The sequence below is a fragment of the Pseudomonas sp. NPDC077649 genome (assembly GCF_044542855.1).
Taxonomy (GTDB): Bacteria; Pseudomonadota; Gammaproteobacteria; order Pseudomonadales; family Pseudomonadaceae; genus Aquipseudomonas.
The window spans coordinates 65,320-81,422 of the sequence record NZ_JBITVF010000007.1 but is presented as its reverse complement, the minus strand read 5'-3'; the positions used below and the strand labels follow the sequence as shown (position 1 = coordinate 81,422).

Below are 16,103 nucleotides of genomic sequence, written 5' to 3'. Positions count from 1 at the left end.
TTCCGACGAACCTGTGGGCTTGAGTCTAGAGGCAGATTGTCAGCCGCGCCGCGACGCTTTTATTGCAGCATGCTCATGGCCGCTTCCATGGCGGCGGAGAGGTCTTCGTCGGCCTGCATGTCGACCTTGGGGTCGAGGCCGAGCTTGGCGAAGGCCGGCACCGTGCTCCAGTCCAGCTGGGTGTAGGGGTGCTCGCTGCCCAGGTAGCTCTGCAGGGTGGCGACCTGGACGATGTCGACGTAATCGACCTTGGCCGAGTCGCGGGCGAAGTTCAGGTACTGGCTGGGCACCATGGCGATCGGCTCGGGAAACTCCCAGGTGCGCAGGATCTTGTCGCCGATGATCGGGTGGATCTGTTCGATCACGTGGTTGAGGCTGATGGAGTCGGCCAGCAGTTCGTTGTGTTCCTCGGCGTAGGTGAGGATCGGCAGCACGCCGATCTGGTGCACCAGGCCGGCGAGGGTGGCCTGGTCCGGCATCAGGCGGGTGTAGTGGCGGCACAGCACATGGCAGATGCCGGCGATCTCGGTGCTCTTGTTCCACACCTCGCGCATCTTGCGGTCGACCACGTCGCTGGTGGCCTGGAACATCTGCTCCATGGCCAGGCCGGTGGCCAGGTTGCAGGTGTAGTTGATGCCCAGGCGGCTGACCGCCATCTGCAGGTCGGTGATTTCCTTGTTGGTGCGCAGCAGCGGGCTGTTGACCACCTTGATGATGCGCGCGGTGAGCGCGGCGTCGTTGCCGATCACCTTGCTGATCTGCGGGATGCCGATATCCGGATCTTCCGCGGCTTCGCGCACCTTCAGCGCCACCTCGGGCAGGGTGGGCAGCACCAGCTCGTCGTTCTCGATGGCGTGGATCAGTTCCTGTTGGACTCTTTCGGCAAGCTTGCTCATCAATGGGCTCTCTTAGGCGATCCGATGCGGCGCCAGGGCAGTTTAGTCAGCGCTGGATTTCCTGGTCGGCATCCAGCTGATAAGGCAGATCGAGCAAAGTCAGCGTTGGGCCTTCGCCGCTGCCGAGATGGAGACGGCCATCGTTGACGGCATCTTCCTGCAACACGGCGAGCAGCTCAACGGTATCGCCCGCCTGGGCGGCCAGCACCACTTCGCCGACGCTGGAGCCGTGCACCGGCGAGAACAGCTCGACGCCGACGGCCGGGGTGTCCGTGCCGCTCAGGCGCAGGCGGTACAGGCGCCGCTTGAGCTTGCCCAGGTACTGCATGCGCGCAACGATTTCCTGGCCGGTGTAGCAGCCCTTCTTGAAGCTGACGCCGCCGAGGGCCTGCAGGTTGAGCATCTGCGGAATGAACAGCTCGCGGCTGGCGCCGAACACCTGGCCGACGCCAGCGCGCACCTGGGCCAGCAGCCAGTCGTTGAGCGGCGCCTGCGGCAGCGCGGCGGCCAGTCGGCTGTGCAGGCCTTCGGCGGCAGCGGCCGGCGCCCAGAGCTCGGCGCGGCCGTCGCCGAGGCGCACGGCCAGCAGCTCGCCGGCGCTGGCCAGGGCATCGCGCTCGGCGCCCAGCTCCAGGCCCAGCTCGGCCAGCAGGGCGTCGCCGCCGGCCAGGCCGAAGCGCACCCAGGCGGCGCTTTCGTCGCTCAGTTTGGATTTGGAGAACACCGCGTACTTCTGCAGGTCGGCCAGTTGCGCCGCGACCAGCTCGCGCGCCATGGCCAGCAGGTAGCCGCCGTCCACCGGGACGATGCGAAAGCTCGACAGCATGCGCCCCTTGGGCGTGCAGCGGGCGCCCAGGCTGGACTGGGTGGCGGACAGGTAGTCGAGGTTGCAGGTCAGCTGGCCCTGGAGAAACTTGCCGGCATCCGCGCCGCGCACGGCGAGCAGGCCTTCGTGGTCGAGGAGGGTGAAGTACGCGCTATCGGCCATGGTGGGAATCGAGTCGCTGGAGAAAAGACAGGGGCGTCATCATAGAGGGCGCGATAGGCGCTTGTCAGCGGGCGCGGTCGTCGCTTCGGGTCAACAGCGAGACTTTTCGCCGTTATACTGCCGGCCTCTTTCAAGGAGCCGTTCCATGGTCGACGCAACCGAACTCAACCGCCTGTTCTGGCACAGCCGTCGCGGCATGCTGGAGCTGGACGTACTGCTGGTGCCCTTCGTCAAGGAGGTCTACCCCAACCTGGATGCCGACGACCGGGCGCGCTACCGCAAGCTGCTGGAGTGCGAGGATCAGGACATGTTCGGCTGGTTCATGCAGCGCGGCGAGCCGGAAGACGCCGACCTCAAGCGCATGGTGCGCATGATCCTGGACCGTGTCCAACCTCAGTGAGGTGTTCGAATGCCATTGGCAGCCCTCGCGCTGGCTGCTGAGGCTCTATCTGGCCGCTTTGGCGCTGGCTCTGCTGGCGCCCTGGCTGGCCGCCGTGCCCCTGTGGGGCAAGGTTCTGGCGCTGGCGTTGTGCCTGGCGCATGCCGCCTGGGTGCTGCCGCGGCATATCCTGCTGTCTTCGCCCCATGCCGTGCGCGGGTTGCGTCGCGATGCCCTCGGCTGGCAGCTGTGGAGCGCCGCGCAGGGCTGGCAGCCGGTGCAGTTGCGCCCAGATAGCCTGGCCTTGCCGCTGGCGGTGGTGCTGCGCTTTCGTCGGCCGGGCGAGCGTTTCGGCCGCGGTCTGTGCATTCCCCGCGATGCGCTGCCGCGCGAGCTGCACAGGCGCCTGCGTCTGCGCCTGAAGTTCAGCCGCCGGCGCTGGGCTGCGCCGGGGTCAGGATAGTGTCGCGCGCCTCGGCCAACTGCTCGGGGTAATCCAGGGTGTAGTGCAGGCCGCGGCTCTCGTGGCGGCGCATCGCCGACTCGATCATCAGTTCGGCGACCAGCGCCAGGTTGCGCAGCTCGATCAGGTCGCGGCTGACCTTGTAGTTGCTGTAGAACTCGTTGATCTCGCCCTGCAGCAGGCGCACGCGGTGCTCGGCGCGCTGCAGGCGTTTGTTGGTGCGCACGATGCCGACGTAGTCCCACATGAAGCGCCGCAGCTCGTCCCAGTTGTGCGCGATGATCACATCCTCGTCCGAGTCGGTGACCTGGCTGGCGTCCCAGCCGGGCAGGTCGGCCGGCATCGCGACCTGGTCGAGCTGGTCTACGATATCGGCGCAGGCCGAACGGGCGTAGACGAAGCATTCCAGCAGCGAGTTGCTGGCCAGGCGGTTGGCGCCGTGCAGGCCGGTGAAGCTGGTTTCGCCGATGGCGTACAGGCCGGGTACATCGGTGCGCCCGTGCTGGTCGACCACCACGCCGCCGCAGGTGTAGTGCGCCGCCGGCACCACCGGGATCGGCTCCTGGGTGATGTCGATGCCGAAGCCCAGGCAGCGTTCGTAGACGGTGGGGAAGTGATTCTTGATGAACTCAGCCGGCTTGTGGCTGATGTCCAGGTAGACGCAGTCGATACCGAGACGCTTCATCTCGTGGTCGATGGCGCGCGCGACTATGTCGCGCGGGGCCAGCTCGCCGCGTTCGTCGAAGCGCGGCATGAAGCGCTCGCCGCTGGGCAGGCGGAGCAGGGCGCCTTCGCCGCGCAGCGCCTCGGTGATCAGGAAGTTCTTCGCCTGCGGGTGGTAGAGGCAGGTGGGGTGGAACTGGTTGAATTCCAGGTTGCCCACCCGGCAGCCGGCGCGCCAGGCCATGGCGATGCCGTCGCCGCAGGCGCCGTCGGAGTTGCTGGTGTAGAGGTAGACCTTGGCCGCGCCGCCGGTGGCGAGAATCACGAAGCGCGCGCTGAAGGTGTCCACCTCGCCGCGTGCGCGATCGAGCACGTAGGCGCCCAGGCAGCGTTCGCCAGGCAGGCCGAGCTTGCGCTCGGTGATCAGGTCGACCGCCACGCGCTGTTCCAGCAGCTCGATGTTGGGCCGTTGGCGAGCCCGTTCCAGCAGGGTGTTGAAGATCGCCGCGCCGGTGGCGTCGGCGGCGTGGATGATGCGCCGGTGGCTGTGGCCGCCCTCGCGGGTCAGGTGGAATTCGAAGCCGCCGTCCTCGCGCGCGGTCTGGTCGTCGCGGGTAAAGGGCACGCCTTGGTCGATCAGCCACTGGATGGCTTCGCGGCTGTGTTCCACGGTGAAGCGCGCGGCGTCTTCACGGCACAGGCCGGCGCCGGCATTGAGGGTGTCGGCGACGTGGGATTCGACGGTGTCGGTGTCGTCCAGCACCGCCGCCACGCCGCCCTGTGCCCAGTAGGTCGAGCCATTGGCCAGGTTGCCCTTGCTCAGCACGGCGATGCGCAGCCGGGCGGGCAGGGTGAGGGCGAGAGTCAGGCCGGCGGCGCCGCTGCCGATGACCAGAACGTCGTGCTGGAAGTGTTGGTTCATGTCCGAATTCCGCGGGAATGCGAGCCCTAGTATATAGAGAGGGTCGGCGGCACAATAGCCAGCTTATGACCGACCGCAGTGCTCGGGAACTTTCTTAGTCGTTAAGGTTCCATACAGGGTCGCCCATATAAGGGAGAGCGCCGGCGCGTGCCCGCTCGATCTTCGGTCAAACCGTCGATCAATTGGGAAAACGTGTGGCGATAAATTATTCGCGCGAGCGGGATGCGTCCCGTTGGCGCCGCTCCGGCAGAGGGAAAAACAGACTCTGCGGGAAGCTTGCTTGGAGGGGAGAACTTTTGCGCGAGGCCCGAGTCTATCTTGGCAGGCTGATTCGCTCAGGGGCGCAAGCCTCCTCCAAGCATCATGAGGAGAGTGCATGCTAACCCAGGAAGATGATCAGCAACTGGTCGAACGAGTGCAGCGCGGCGACAAGCGCGCCTTCGATCTGTTGGTGCTGAAGTATCAGCACAAGATCCTCGGTTTGATCGTGCGATTCGTGCACGACACCCACGAGGCTCAGGACGTTGCCCAGGAAGCCTTCGTCAAGGCGTACCGGGCGCTTGGAAACTTTCGCGGTGACAGCGCGTTCTATACCTGGCTGTACCGCATCGCCATCAACACGGCGAAGAATTATCTGGTGTCCCGCGGTCGGCGGCCGCCAGATAGTGATGTCAGTAGCGATGACGCGGAGTTCTACGATGGCGACCACGCCCTCAAGGACATCGAGTCACCGGAACGGGCATTGCTGCGCGATGAGATCGAGGCCACGGTGCATCGAACCATCGCCCAGCTACCGGACGACTTGCGCACGGCTTTGACCCTGCGCGAGTTCGAGGGTCTGAGTTACGAGGACATTGCCAGTGTCATGCAGTGTCCGGTGGGTACCGTGCGTTCGCGGATCTTCCGTGCGCGTGAGGCCATTGATAAATCTCTGCAACCTTTGTTGCAGGAAGCCTGAGGCAGCGGCGACAGCCAAGAGAGGAACACCATGAGTCGTGAAACCCTGCAGGAATCGCTGTCCGCGGTGATGGATAACGAAGCGGACGAACTGGAGCTGCGGCGTGTGCTCGCGGCCAGTGAGGATGGCGAGCTGCGTGGCACCTGGTCGCGTTACCAGATCGCCCGTGCGGCCATGCACAGGGAATTGCTGGAGCCGCGCCTGGATATCGCCGCGGCGGTCTCGGCGGCGCTGGCCGACGAGGTCGTGCCGGTGCGCAAGGCGCCGCTGTGGCGCAGTGTCGGTCGTCTCGCGGTGGCCGCTTCGGTGACCGTTGCAGTGCTTGCCGGCGTGCGCCTGTACAACCAGGACGAACTGAGTGGCAGCCAGTTGGCCCAGCAGGACGCTGCGCCGACGCTGTCTGTGCCGCAGGTGCAAGGGCCGGCGCTGCTGGCTGGATACAGCAGCGGCGAGGCGTCGAGCGAAGCCGCCAAGCCCGGCACCGCCGGCTGGCATGAGCAGCGTCTGCCGACCTACCTGCGCCAGCACACGCAGCAGGCGGCGATGAGTGCCGGTGAGACCGCATTGCCTTATGCGCGAGCCGCCAGCCTGGAAAACCGCTAAGGAGTCACATGCGCGCGATCCCTCTCTTTCTTCTCAGCGGCTGGCTGGCGTTGCCGGTTCATGCCGCTGATGCACAAGATTGGCTCAAGCGCCTCGCCGAAGCCGAGCGTGGGCAGAGCTTTCAGGGCACCTTCGTTTACGAACGCAACGGCAGTTTCTCCACCCACAGCGTGTGGCATCGGGTAGAGGAGGGCGGTTCGATCCGCGAACGCCTGCTGCAGCTCGACGGCCCGGCCCAGGAAGTGCTCAAGGTCGACGGCCAGACCCAATGCGTCAGCGGCGCGCTGGCCGACCAGGTCGGCGACGCCCAGGCCTGGCCGGCACGGCATCTGGACGCCGAGCAACTGGGCAACTGGTACGACATCCGCGTCGCCGGCCAGTCGCGCATCGCCGGACGCAACGCCGTGGTGCTGGTGTTGGCACCCAAGGATCAGCATCGCTACGGCTTCGAATTGCACCTGGACCAGGAAACCGGTCTGCCGCTGAAATCCCTGCTGCTCAACGAAAAGGGTCAGTTGCTGGAGCGCTTCCAGTTCACCCAGCTGCAGACCGCGGCCCCCGAGGCAGGCGCCCTGCAACCCAGTTCGCGCTGCCGTCCGGTACGCTTGCGTTCGGTCGATCAGGTGGCCGAAGGCAGCTGGCGTTCGGACTGGTTGCCCCCCGGTTTCACCCTCAACGCCGCCCAGCTGCGGCGCAGTCCTGCCTCCGACGAGGCGGTCGCCTGCCTGATGTACGGCGACGGCCTGGCGCGTTTCTCGGTCTTTCTCGAGCCCCTGCAGGGAGCGGTGGTGGAAGACGCACGCAGCCAGCTCGGTCCTACCGTCGCGGTGTCGCGGCGCATGGCCACCGAGGCCGGCGACGTGATGGTCACCGTGGTCGGCGAGATCCCCCTGGGTACCGCCGAACGTATCGCCCTGTCCATGCGTGCCGGGGCCTCCGAACAGGTCAGTCAATGATCGAAGAACAGGGTCGCGTGGTGGCGGTCGAGCCCGGCGCGGTCTGGGTCGAGACACTGCGCAAGAGCACCTGTTCCAGCTGTTCGGCCAATGCTGCCTGCGGCCAAGGGCTGATGGAGCGTCTCGGTGTCGGCCGCCAGCGTGGTTATGTGCGCGCCCTCTGTCAGTTGCAGCTCGCGGTGGGCGACGCCGTGGTGATCGGCGTGCGCGAAGACCTGCTGGTGCGCAGCTCGCTGCTGGTCTATCTGTTGCCGTTGCTCGGCCTGTTGGGCGCCGCCCTGCTGGCCGACGGCCTTGGCCTGAGCGAGCCCTGGGTCATCCTCGGTGCTCTTGTCGGTCTGTTCGCCACCTGGCTGCTGGTGCGCTGGCGCGCGTCGCGCGTCGCCGACGATCCGACCTTGCAACCCGTTGTCCTGCGTGCGCTGCTGGCCGGTGGGCCGGCGGCGAGTTGAGAGTGTTTGCGTTCCATATGGGGAGTCGTAGTCGATGAGAAAGCTCAGATCCGTTGCGCCGCTGTTGGCGGTTGCCCTGCTCTGGGGGCAGAGTCTGCTGGCCCAGGCCAGCCTGCCCGACTTCACCGAACTGGTGGAGGAAGCTTCGCCGGCGGTGGTCAATATCAGCACCCGGCAGAAGGTGCCGGAGCGGGTGGCCGGCATCCAGCCGGGCATGCCCGACCTGGAAGGCCTGCCGCCAATGTTTCGTGAGTTCTTCGAGCGCAACATTCCCCAAGTGCCGCGCGGCCCCGGCGGCGGTCGCCAGCGCGAGGCGCAGTCGCTCGGCTCGGGCTTCATCATCTCCGCCGACGGGTATGTGCTGACCAACAACCATGTGGTCGCCGACGCCGACGAGATCATCGTGCGCCTGTCCGATCGTAGCGAGCTGGAGGCCAAACTGATCGGCGCCGACCCGCGCAGCGACGTGGCCCTGCTCAAGGTCGAGGGCGAGAATCTGCCCACCGTGCGCCTGGGCAAGTCCGACGAACTCAAGGTCGGCGAGTGGGTGCTGGCCATCGGCTCGCCCTTCGGCTTCGACCACTCGGTGACCGCCGGCATCGTCAGCGCCAAGGGCCGCAACCTGCCGAGCGATAGCTACGTGCCGTTCATCCAGACCGACGTGGCGATCAACCCCGGCAACTCCGGCGGTCCGCTGTTCAACCTGCAGGGCGAAGTGGTCGGCATCAATTCGCAGATCTTCACCCGCTCCGGTGGCTTCATGGGGCTGTCCTTCGCCATTCCCATGGAAGTGGCGCTGCAGGTGGCAGACCAGCTCAAGGCGGACGGCAAGGTCACCCGCGGCTGGCTCGGCGTGGTGATTCAGGAAGTGAACAAGGACCTGGCCGAATCCTTCGGCCTGGACAAGCCGGCCGGCGCGCTGGTCGCCCAGGTGCTGGAAGACGGCCCGGCGGACAAGGGTGGGTTGCAGGTCGGTGACGTGATCCTCAGCCTCAACGGCAAGCCCATCGTCATGTCGGCCGACCTGCCGCATCTGGTCGGCGGTCTCAAGCCGGGCGAGAAGGCCGAGATGGACGTGGTGCGCGAAGGCTCGCGCAAGAAGCTCAGGCTCACCATCGGCACCCTGCCGGAAGAGGGGCAGGAGCTGGCGGCCGCCGGCACGCCGGGCGGCGAACGCAGCAACAACCGCCTGGGCGTGAGCGTGGTGGAGCTGACCGCCGAGCAGAAGAAGGGTCTCGACCTCAAGGGGGGAGTGGTGGTCAAGGAGGTGCTCAACGGCCCGGCGGCGATGATCGGCCTGCGTCCGGGCGACGTGATCACCCACCTGAACAACCAGGCCATCGACTCCACCGCCACCTTCGCCAAGGTTGCGCAGGCGCTGCCGAAGAACCGTTCGGTGTCGATGCGCGTGCTACGCCAGGGGCGCGCCAGCTTTATCACCTTCAAGTTGGCAGAGTAATCCGGGCAACGCTGAAGAAGGGCGCTTTCGGGCGCCCTTCTGCGTATCTGCACCAGCGCGGTGCGGGCGTGACGCGGTCGTGAGGGATCGGGTACAATCCGCGGCTATTTCGGCAAGCGTCTTGCCTGTGCCTTCTTCGAGTGTTGATCTGTGAGTGACCTGAGTCATATCCGCAATTTTTCCATCATTGCCCACATCGATCACGGCAAGTCCACCTTGGCTGACCGTTTCATCCAGATGTGCGGCGGCCTCGCCGCACGTGAAATGGAGGCTCAGGTCCTGGACTCCATGGATCTGGAGCGTGAGCGCGGCATCACCATCAAGGCCCACAGCGTTACCCTTCACTACAAGGCGCGGGACGGTAAGACCTACCAGCTGAACTTCATCGATACCCCCGGTCACGTCGACTTCACCTATGAGGTCAGCCGCTCCCTGGCGGCCTGCGAGGGCGCGCTGCTGGTGGTCGATGCCGGTCAGGGCGTCGAGGCGCAGTCGGTGGCCAACTGCTACACCGCCATCGAGCAGGGCCTCGAGGTCATGCCGGTGCTGAACAAGATGGACCTGCCCCAGGCCGACCCTGATCGCGTCAAGGACGAGATCGAGAAGATCATCGGCATCGACGCCACCGACGCTGTGGCCTGCAGCGCGAAGAGCGGCATGGGCGTGGACGAGGTGCTCGAGCGCCTGGTGCAGACCATTCCGGCGCCGACCGGGGATATCGAAGCGCCGTTGCAGGCGCTGATCATCGACTCCTGGTTCGACAACTACCTCGGCGTGGTCTCGCTGGTGCGCGTGCGTCAGGGCCGCGTCAAGAAAGGTGACAAGATCCTGGTCAAGTCCACCGGCAAGGTGCACCTGGTCGACAGCGTCGGCGTCTTCACCCCGAAACACACCGCCACTGCCGATCTGAAAGCCGGTGAAGTGGGCTTCATCATCGCCAGCATCAAGGACATTCATGGTGCGCCGGTGGGCGACACCCTGACCCTGTCCTCGACCCCCGAGGTCGAGGTGCTGCCAGGCTTCAAGAGAATCCAGCCGCAGGTCTACGCCGGCCTGTTCCCGGTCAGCTCCGACGACTTCGAGGACTTCCGCGATGCCCTGCAGAAGCTGACCCTCAACGACTCGTCGCTGCAGTACGCGCCGGAAAGCTCCGACGCGCTGGGCTTCGGCTTCCGTTGCGGCTTCCTCGGCATGCTGCACATGGAGATCATCCAGGAGCGCCTGGAGCGCGAATACGACCTGGACCTGATCACCACCGCGCCGAGCGTGATCTATGAGCTTGAGCTCAAGACCGGGGAAACCATCACCGTCGACAACCCGTCCAAGCTGCCAGATGTCTCGGCCGTCGCCGACTTCCGCGAGCCGATCGTCACCGCGACCATCCTGGTGCCGCAGGAGCACCTGGGCAACGTCATCACCCTGTGCATCGAGAAGCGCGGCGTGCAGCGCGACATGCAGTTCCTCGGTTCTCAGGTTCAGGTTCGTTACGACCTGCCAATGAACGAGGTGGTGCTGGACTTCTTCGACAAGCTCAAGTCGACCAGCCGCGGCTATGCGTCACTGGACTATCATTTCGATCGCTACCAGTCGGCCAACCTGGTCAAGCTGGACGTGCTGATCAACGGCGACAAGGTCGATGCCCTGGCCTTGATCGTGCATCGCGACAACGCGGCCTACAAGGGCCGTGCACTGACCGAGAAAATGAAGGAACTGATCCCGCGGCAGATGTTCGACGTGGCGATCCAGGCCGCCATTGGCGGCCAGATCATCGCGCGAACCACGGTCAAGGCGCTCAGAAAGAACGTACTGGCCAAGTGTTACGGCGGCGACGTCAGCCGTAAGAAAAAGCTGCTGGAGAAGCAGAAGGCTGGTAAGAAACGCATGAAGCAGGTCGGTAACGTGGAAATCCCACAGGAAGCCTTCCTTGCCGTGCTCAGGTTGGATAGCTAAGGCTCTATGTCGATCAATTTCCCGCTCCTGTTGGTTATCGCGGTCGCCGTTTGCGGCTTTCTGGCTCTGGTCGACCTGGTTCTGCTGGCGCCGCGCCGGCGTTCGGCCATCGCCGCCTATCAGGGGCGCGTCGACGAGCCCGACGAGCGCGTGCTGGAGCGGTTGAGCAAGGAGCCCTTGCTGGTCGAGTACGGCAAGTCGTTCTTCCCGGTGCTGGCCATCGTCCTGGTGCTGCGCTCCTTTCTGGTCGAGCCGTTCCAGATTCCCTCCGGCTCGATGAAGCCGACCCTGGAAGTGGGCGATTTCATCCTGGTCAACAAGTTCGCCTACGGCATCCGCCTGCCGGTACTCGACACCAAGGTGATCGAGGTGGACAACCCGCTGCGCGGCGACGTCATGGTGTTCCGCTATCCCAGCGACCCGACCATCAACTACATCAAGCGTGTGGTCGGCCTGCCCGGCGACCGCATCCAGTACACCCAGGGCAAGCGTCTGCTGATCAACGGCGAGCCGGTCGCGGAGAAGCTGCTCGGCGAAGAAGCCGGCAGCCTGGGCAGCGCGATGCTCTATCAGGAACGCCTGGGCCAGGTGCAGCACACCATCCGCAAGGAAATGAGCCGCATGCGCCGCGAACCCGGCGGCGAGTGGGTGGTGCCGCAAGGGCACTATTTCATGATGGGCGACAACCGCGACAACTCCAACGACAGCCGCTACTGGCGCGACCGCAAGATCCCGCAGGCGCTGTGGGGCATGGTCCCGGACGATCATATCGTCGGCAAGGCCTTCGCCATCTGGATGAGCTGGCCGGAGCCCAAGACCAGCAACCTGCCCAATTTCTCCCGTGTCGGCCTGATTCATTGAGCACTGGCGCGCTGCTTTCGGCTGCGCCGCAGGCTATAAATAGTCTTGCCGCAAGGCTCCAAACAAGACCGTCTATTGGGGATACACATGACTTTCGCGCGTTCGCAGCAGGGCCTGTCCATTCTGGGCTGGCTGATGGTACTGGCCGTGGTGGCGTTTTTCGCCAGCACGGCCTTCAAGATGATGCCGCACTACCTCGACTACATGTCGATGGAAAAGATCATCACCTCGGTGGAAACCGACGCCGCGCAGGAAGTGCGCACCGTCGGCGATTTCTACAACCATGTCAGCAAGGGCATGCAGGTCAACAACATCCGCGACCTGAACCTGCGCGACGCGGTCAAGGTCAAGGTGGAGAACAACGAGTTCCTGGTCCACCTGAAGTATGAGAAACGCGAGCCGCTGATCGAGAACCTCGATCTGGTGGCGAACTTCGACAAAGAATTTCGTGTACGCATGCCGTGAGTTCCAACCTGTCCCGCCTCGAGCGCAAGCTCGGTTACAGCTTCAAGGACCAGGACCTGATGGTCCTGGCCCTGACCCATCGCAGTTTCGCCGGGCGCAACAACGAACGCCTGGAATTCCTCGGTGATGCCATCCTCAACTTCGTCGCCGGCGAGGCGCTGTTCGAGCGCTTCCCGCAGGCGCGCGAGGGCCAGTTGTCGCGCCTGCGCGCGCGCCTGGTCAAGGGCGAGACCCTGGCCGTGCTGGCGCGCGGCTTCGAGCTGGGCGAGTACCTGCGCCTGGGCTCGGGCGAGCTGAAAAGCGGTGGTTTCCGCCGCGAGTCGATCCTCGCCGATGCCCTGGAGGCGCTGATCGGCGCCATCTACCTGGATGCCGGCATGGAGGCGGCGCGCGAGCGCGTGCTGGACTGGTTGACCGGCGAGCTCGATGGCCTGACGCTGGTCGACACCAACAAGGACCCGAAGACGCGCCTGCAGGAGTTTCTGCAATCGCGCGCCTGCGAACTGCCCCGTTACGAGGTGGTGGACATTCAGGGCGAGCCGCACTGCCGTACCTTCATGGTCGAGTGCCAGGTGGCCCTGCTCAATGAAAAGACCCTGGGCCAGGGCGGCAGCCGGCGTATCGCCGAGCAGGTCGCCGCGGCTGCGGCACTGATCGCCCTCGGGGTGGAGAACGGCAATGACTGATGCACCTGTGAGCCGCTGCGGCTATGTCGCCATCGTCGGTCGCCCCAACGTGGGCAAATCGACGCTGCTCAACCATATCCTCGGGCAGAAGCTGGCGATCACCTCGCGCAAGCCGCAGACCACGCGCCACAACATGCTCGGGATCAAGACCGAGGGCGAGATCCAGGCGGTCTACGTCGACACCCCCGGCCTGCACAAGAACAGCGACAAGGCGCTCAACCGCTACATGAACAAGACCGCGGCCTCGGCGCTCAAGGACGTCGACGTGGTGATCTTCGTGGTCGACCGCGCGCGCTGGACCGACGAAGACCAGATGGTGCTCGAGCGCGTTCAGTACGTGCAGGGACCGGTGATCCTGGCGGTGAACAAGGTCGACCGCCTCGAGGGAAAGGCCGAGCTGATCCCGCACCTGCAATGGCTGCAGCAGCAGCTGCCGAACGCCGAAGTGGTGCCGATCTCGGCGCAGCAGGGCAGCAACCTCGACACCCTGGAGCAGCTGGTGGCCGAGCGCCTGCCGGAAGGCGAGCACTTCTTCCCGGAAGACCAGATCACCGACCGCTCCAGCCGTTTCCTCGCCGCCGAACTGGTGCGCGAGAAGATCATGCGTCAGCTCGGCGCCGAACTGCCCTACCAGATCACCGTGGAGATCGAGGAGTTCAAGCAGGAAGGGCGCATTCTGCATATCCATGCGCTGATCCTGGTGGAGCGCGACGGGCAGAAGAAGATCATCATCGGCGACAAGGGCGAGCGCATCAAACGCATCGGCCAGGAGGCGCGCAAGGACATGGAGGTGCTGTTCGACTCCAAGGTCATGCTCAACCTCTGGGTCAAGGTCAAGGGTGGCTGGTCCGACGACGAGCGCGCGCTGCGCTCGCTGGGCTACCTGGAGTAGACCGCGCCGTGCGCACCATCGGTGCCCGTCATAGAGTACCCAGGCGGCCACGCCGATGAGCCACGCCGCCTACGTCCTGCATAGCCGTCCGTACAAGGAAAGCAGCGCCCTGGTGGATTTCTTCACCCCCCAGGGGCGCCTGCGCGCCGTGCTGCGCGCCGCGCGCGGCAAGGCCGGCAGCATCGCCCGGCCGTTCGCCCCGTTGGAGCTGGAGCTGCGCGGGCGTGGCGAGCTGAAGACGGTCGGGCGTCTGGAAAGCGCCGGCATTCCGCTGCTGCTGAGCGGCGAGGCGCTGTTCTCCGGGCTCTACCTCAACGAATTGCTGATCCGCCTGCTGCCGGCCGAAGACCCGCACCCGCGGATGCTCGATCACTACGCCCTGACGCTGCAGGCGCTGGCTGCCGGCCGGCCGCTGGAGCCCTTGCTGCGTGCCTTCGAATGGCGCCTGCTGGACGAGTTGGGCTATGGTTTCGCCCTGGATCGCGACCAGCAGGGCGCGCCGGTCGCGCCCGACGGCCTGTACCGCTGGCAGCTGGACGCCGGCCTGGTGCCGGTGGCGCAATTGCAGCCCGGGGTGTTCCACGGTCGCGACCTGCTGGCCATGGCCGAGGCCGACTGGAGCGCCCCCGGCGCCCTGGCCGCGGCCAAGCGCCTGATGCGTCAGGCGCTGGCACCCCATCTGGGCGGCCGACCGCTGGTCAGCCGCGAACTCTTCATGACGCTCAAGGAGCCCAAGCGTGACTGACGCCAACCGAATCCTGCTAGGCGTGAACATCGATCACGTCGCCACCCTGCGCCAGGCCCGTGGCACCCGCTACCCCGATCCGGTGAAAGCCGCGCTGGATGCCGAGGAGGCCGGCGCCGACGGTATCACCGTGCACCTGCGCGAGGATCGCCGGCATATCCAGGATCGCGACGTGAGGATCCTCGCCGAGGTGCTGCAGACGCGGATGAACTTCGAGATGGGCGTCACCGACTTCATGCTCGACTTCGCCGAGCAGATCCGCCCGGCGCACGTCTGCCTGGTGCCGGAAACCCGTCAGGAGCTGACCACCGAAGGCGGCCTCGACGTGGCCGGCCAGGAGGCGCGCATCGCCGCCGCGGTCGAGCGGCTTTCCCGCGCCGGCTGCGAGGTGTCGCTGTTCATCGACGCCGAGGCGCGGCAGATCGAGGCTTCCCGGCGCGTCGGTGCGCCGGCCATCGAACTGCACACCGGGCGCTACGCCGATGCCCATACCCCCGAGGAAGCCGCCCGCGAACTGGCGCGTATCCGCGACGGCGTCGCCTGCGGCCTGCAGCATGGCCTGATCGTCAACGCCGGGCATGGCCTGCACTACCATAACGCCGAGGCGGTGGCGGCGATTGCCGGGATCAACGAGCTGAACATCGGCCACGCCATCGTCGCCCACGCGCTGTTCGTCGGCTTCAAGCAGGCGGTGGCGGAGATGAAGGCGCTGATCGTCGCGGCGGCCAATCGCGGTTAGCCGCTGCAGGGCGTCGCGGCGCCGCCTAGGCCATGCGCACCGCCCCGTATCCGATGCGCGCCGTTCAGCTTTGCGTAAACGCCTGAATCACCTGCGTGGCGAGTGCCTCGATGGTGTCGTTGGCCTGAGTGCCGCGCAGTAGCCTGATCTGGTAGTCGTCCAGCGGCGGCAGGCCGTGCTCCTCGCCCAGGCGACGTAGCGGCGGCCGGACCATACCGCGCGGGAAGGGGGCTATCGCCAGATCGGCGATCATCGCCGCTTCCTGCCCCGCACTTTGATCGCAGGAGTACGCCACGCGATAGTCCAGGCCAATCCGGTCGAGGGCGTCCAGCGCCGCACGGCGCCAGGCGCAGCCGGGATTGGCCAGGGCCAGCGGCAGCGGTGAGCGCTGTACCGCCAGGCCGCCGTCGCGACCTGCCCAGACCAGCGGCTCGGTATGGACCACCACGCCGAGCGTATCGTCCAGGCCCTGATTGCCGGTCTCGATCAGGCACAGGTCGAGTTCGCCCAGCTCCAGTTTGGCCACCAGATCCACGCTGCGTCCCACGCAGACGTCCACCTGCACGGCCGGATGGCTGCGGGCGAAGCTGGTCAGCACGCCAGGCAGCACGCGGGTGCTCAGATCGTTCGGGATGCCCAGGCAGACCCGGCCGCTCAGCGCCGGCTGGAGAAACTGCGCCACCGCCTCCTCGTTGAGCCTGAGCAGGCGCCTGGCATAACCCAGCAGCAGCTCACCCTCGGCGGTCAGGCGCACGCGCCTGGCCTCGCGGACGAACAGGCGCTGGCCGAGGCTTTCCTCCAGGCGTTTGATCTGCAGGCTGACGGCCGCCGTGCTGCGAAACACCTGCGCCGCGGTGCGGGTGAAACTGCCGCTGTCGGCGATGGCGACGAAGGTACGCAGCACATCGCTTTCCAGCAGCGGTAGGGAGATGGGGGCTGCCGTGTTCATGATCGTTAAATAATAATTAACTCATGGTTTGATATTTGTCGTTTGTTTGAACGATAGGCGCGTTTCATCCTGCTCGC

Annotated in this window: 18 protein-coding genes; 14 read left to right on the top strand and 4 right to left on the bottom strand. The window is 65.8% G+C overall.

Annotated elements, in window-relative coordinates; translation table 11 throughout:
* Positions 1-59: 59 nt before the first annotated feature.
* Complete coding sequence (locus ACIGFL_RS19485) at positions 60-896, bottom strand: HDOD domain-containing protein (protein WP_397498252.1); 837 nt, start codon at positions 894-896, stop codon at positions 60-62.
* Between the two features lie 46 nt (positions 897-942).
* On the bottom strand, positions 943-1,884 hold the full coding sequence (locus tag ACIGFL_RS19480) for a YgfZ/GcvT domain-containing protein (protein WP_397498251.1): 942 nt from the start codon (positions 1,882-1,884) through the stop codon (positions 943-945).
* A gap of 145 nt (positions 1,885-2,029) precedes the next feature.
* Here ACIGFL_RS19480 and ACIGFL_RS19475 point away from each other — a divergent pair, with 145 nt between their 5' ends.
* Together ACIGFL_RS19475 and ACIGFL_RS19470 are read left to right on the top strand one after the other, a co-directional pair.
* Positions 2,030-2,284 (top strand): succinate dehydrogenase assembly factor 2, encoded by a 255-nt coding sequence (locus ACIGFL_RS19475; protein WP_021444818.1) that lies wholly within the window; start codon positions 2,030-2,032, stop codon positions 2,282-2,284.
* Positions 2,268-2,726 (top strand): protein YgfX, encoded by a 459-nt coding sequence (locus ACIGFL_RS19470; protein ID WP_397498250.1) that lies wholly within the window; start codon positions 2,268-2,270, stop codon positions 2,724-2,726. The genes ACIGFL_RS19475 and ACIGFL_RS19470 overlap by 17 nt, the downstream gene beginning before the upstream one ends.
* Here the strand turns inward: ACIGFL_RS19470 and nadB are convergent.
* A complete protein-coding gene (gene nadB, locus ACIGFL_RS19465) occupies positions 2,689-4,311 on the bottom strand; it encodes an L-aspartate oxidase (protein WP_397498249.1) in 1,623 nt (540 codons plus the stop codon). The genes ACIGFL_RS19470 and nadB overlap by 38 nt on opposite strands.
* Before the next feature lie 376 nt (positions 4,312-4,687).
* Here nadB and rpoE point away from each other — a divergent pair, with 376 nt between their 5' ends.
* The 12 genes from rpoE (at position 4,688) to pdxJ (ending at position 15,077) form a co-directional block, all read left to right on the top strand.
* The gene (gene rpoE / locus ACIGFL_RS19460; protein WP_003245473.1) at positions 4,688-5,269 is read left to right on the top strand and encodes an RNA polymerase sigma factor RpoE; all 582 of its coding nucleotides are present in this window, start codon (positions 4,688-4,690) and stop codon (positions 5,267-5,269) included.
* Positions 5,270-5,299: 30 nt separating this feature from the next.
* The gene (locus ACIGFL_RS19455) at positions 5,300-5,872 is read left to right on the top strand and encodes a sigma-E factor negative regulatory protein (protein ID WP_021444821.1); all 573 of its coding nucleotides are present in this window, start codon (positions 5,300-5,302) and stop codon (positions 5,870-5,872) included.
* 8 nt (positions 5,873-5,880) lie between these two features.
* Entirely contained in the window at positions 5,881-6,828 is a 948-nt protein-coding gene (locus ACIGFL_RS19450) for a MucB/RseB C-terminal domain-containing protein (RefSeq protein WP_397498248.1), read from the top strand.
* Complete coding sequence (locus ACIGFL_RS19445; protein ID WP_397498247.1) at positions 6,825-7,280, top strand: SoxR reducing system RseC family protein; 456 nt, start codon at positions 6,825-6,827, stop codon at positions 7,278-7,280. Before ACIGFL_RS19450 ends, ACIGFL_RS19445 begins: the two co-directional genes overlap by 4 nt.
* A gap of 34 nt (positions 7,281-7,314) precedes the next feature.
* On the top strand, positions 7,315-8,739 hold the full coding sequence (locus tag ACIGFL_RS19440) for a DegQ family serine endoprotease (RefSeq protein ID WP_397498246.1): 1,425 nt from the start codon (positions 7,315-7,317) through the stop codon (positions 8,737-8,739).
* A 150-nt stretch (positions 8,740-8,889) separates the two neighbouring features.
* The gene (lepA, locus tag ACIGFL_RS19435) at positions 8,890-10,689 is read left to right on the top strand and encodes a translation elongation factor 4 (RefSeq protein WP_021444825.1); all 1,800 of its coding nucleotides are present in this window, start codon (positions 8,890-8,892) and stop codon (positions 10,687-10,689) included.
* Between the two features lie 6 nt (positions 10,690-10,695).
* Positions 10,696-11,550, top strand: coding sequence for a signal peptidase I (gene lepB, locus ACIGFL_RS19430; RefSeq protein WP_122108661.1), 855 nt, complete (start codon positions 10,696-10,698; stop codon positions 11,548-11,550).
* An 87-nt stretch (positions 11,551-11,637) separates the two neighbouring features.
* Entirely contained in the window at positions 11,638-12,015 is a 378-nt protein-coding gene (locus tag ACIGFL_RS19425; protein ID WP_397498245.1) for a DUF4845 domain-containing protein, read from the top strand.
* Complete coding sequence (gene rnc, locus ACIGFL_RS19420) at positions 12,012-12,701, top strand: ribonuclease III (RefSeq protein ID WP_021444828.1); 690 nt, start codon at positions 12,012-12,014, stop codon at positions 12,699-12,701. Before ACIGFL_RS19425 ends, rnc begins: the two co-directional genes overlap by 4 nt.
* Positions 12,694-13,593 carry a GTPase Era gene (gene era / locus ACIGFL_RS19415; RefSeq protein WP_397498244.1) on the top strand — a complete coding sequence of 300 codons (900 nt, stop codon included), beginning with the start codon at positions 12,694-12,696 and terminating at the stop codon, positions 13,591-13,593. Before rnc ends, era begins: the two co-directional genes overlap by 8 nt.
* A 55-nt stretch (positions 13,594-13,648) precedes the next feature.
* Complete coding sequence (recO, locus tag ACIGFL_RS19410) at positions 13,649-14,338, top strand: DNA repair protein RecO (RefSeq protein WP_397498243.1); 690 nt, start codon at positions 13,649-13,651, stop codon at positions 14,336-14,338.
* On the top strand, positions 14,331-15,077 hold the full coding sequence (gene pdxJ / locus ACIGFL_RS19405; protein ID WP_397498242.1) for a pyridoxine 5'-phosphate synthase: 747 nt from the start codon (positions 14,331-14,333) through the stop codon (positions 15,075-15,077). The genes recO and pdxJ overlap by 8 nt, the downstream gene beginning before the upstream one ends.
* A gap of 64 nt (positions 15,078-15,141) precedes the next feature.
* Here the strand turns inward: pdxJ and ACIGFL_RS19400 are convergent, their stop codons facing one another.
* The gene (locus ACIGFL_RS19400; protein WP_397498241.1) at positions 15,142-16,026 is read right to left on the bottom strand and encodes a LysR substrate-binding domain-containing protein; all 885 of its coding nucleotides are present in this window, start codon (positions 16,024-16,026) and stop codon (positions 15,142-15,144) included.
* Between the last annotated feature and the right edge of the window lie 77 nt (positions 16,027-16,103).

Excerpts from the sequence above, each read along its gene's own strand:
- ACIGFL_RS19485 (WP_397498252.1), bottom strand. The coding sequence starts at position 896 with ATGAGCAAGCTTGCCGAAAGAGTCCAACAGGAACTGATCCACGCCATC.
- ACIGFL_RS19480 (WP_397498251.1), bottom strand. The coding sequence starts at position 1,884 with ATGGCCGATAGCGCGTACTTCACCCTCCTCGACCACGAAGGCCTGCTC.
- ACIGFL_RS19475 (WP_021444818.1), top strand. The coding sequence starts at position 2,030 with ATGGTCGACGCAACCGAACTCAACCGCCTGTTCTGGCACAGCCGTCGC.
- nadB (WP_397498249.1), bottom strand. The coding sequence starts at position 4,311 with ATGAACCAACACTTCCAGCACGACGTTCTGGTCATCGGCAGCGGCGCC.
- rpoE (WP_003245473.1), top strand. The coding sequence starts at position 4,688 with ATGCTAACCCAGGAAGATGATCAGCAACTGGTCGAACGAGTGCAGCGC.
- ACIGFL_RS19455 (WP_021444821.1), top strand. The coding sequence starts at position 5,300 with ATGAGTCGTGAAACCCTGCAGGAATCGCTGTCCGCGGTGATGGATAAC.
- ACIGFL_RS19450 (WP_397498248.1), top strand. The coding sequence starts at position 5,881 with ATGCGCGCGATCCCTCTCTTTCTTCTCAGCGGCTGGCTGGCGTTGCCG.
- ACIGFL_RS19445 (WP_397498247.1), top strand. The coding sequence starts at position 6,825 with ATGATCGAAGAACAGGGTCGCGTGGTGGCGGTCGAGCCCGGCGCGGTC.
- ACIGFL_RS19440 (WP_397498246.1), top strand. The coding sequence starts at position 7,315 with ATGAGAAAGCTCAGATCCGTTGCGCCGCTGTTGGCGGTTGCCCTGCTC.
- lepB (WP_122108661.1), top strand. The coding sequence starts at position 10,696 with ATGTCGATCAATTTCCCGCTCCTGTTGGTTATCGCGGTCGCCGTTTGC.
- ACIGFL_RS19425 (WP_397498245.1), top strand. The coding sequence starts at position 11,638 with ATGACTTTCGCGCGTTCGCAGCAGGGCCTGTCCATTCTGGGCTGGCTG.
- era (WP_397498244.1), top strand. The coding sequence starts at position 12,694 with ATGACTGATGCACCTGTGAGCCGCTGCGGCTATGTCGCCATCGTCGGT.
- recO (WP_397498243.1), top strand. The coding sequence starts at position 13,649 with ATGAGCCACGCCGCCTACGTCCTGCATAGCCGTCCGTACAAGGAAAGC.
- ACIGFL_RS19400 (WP_397498241.1), bottom strand. The coding sequence starts at position 16,026 with ATGAACACGGCAGCCCCCATCTCCCTACCGCTGCTGGAAAGCGATGTG.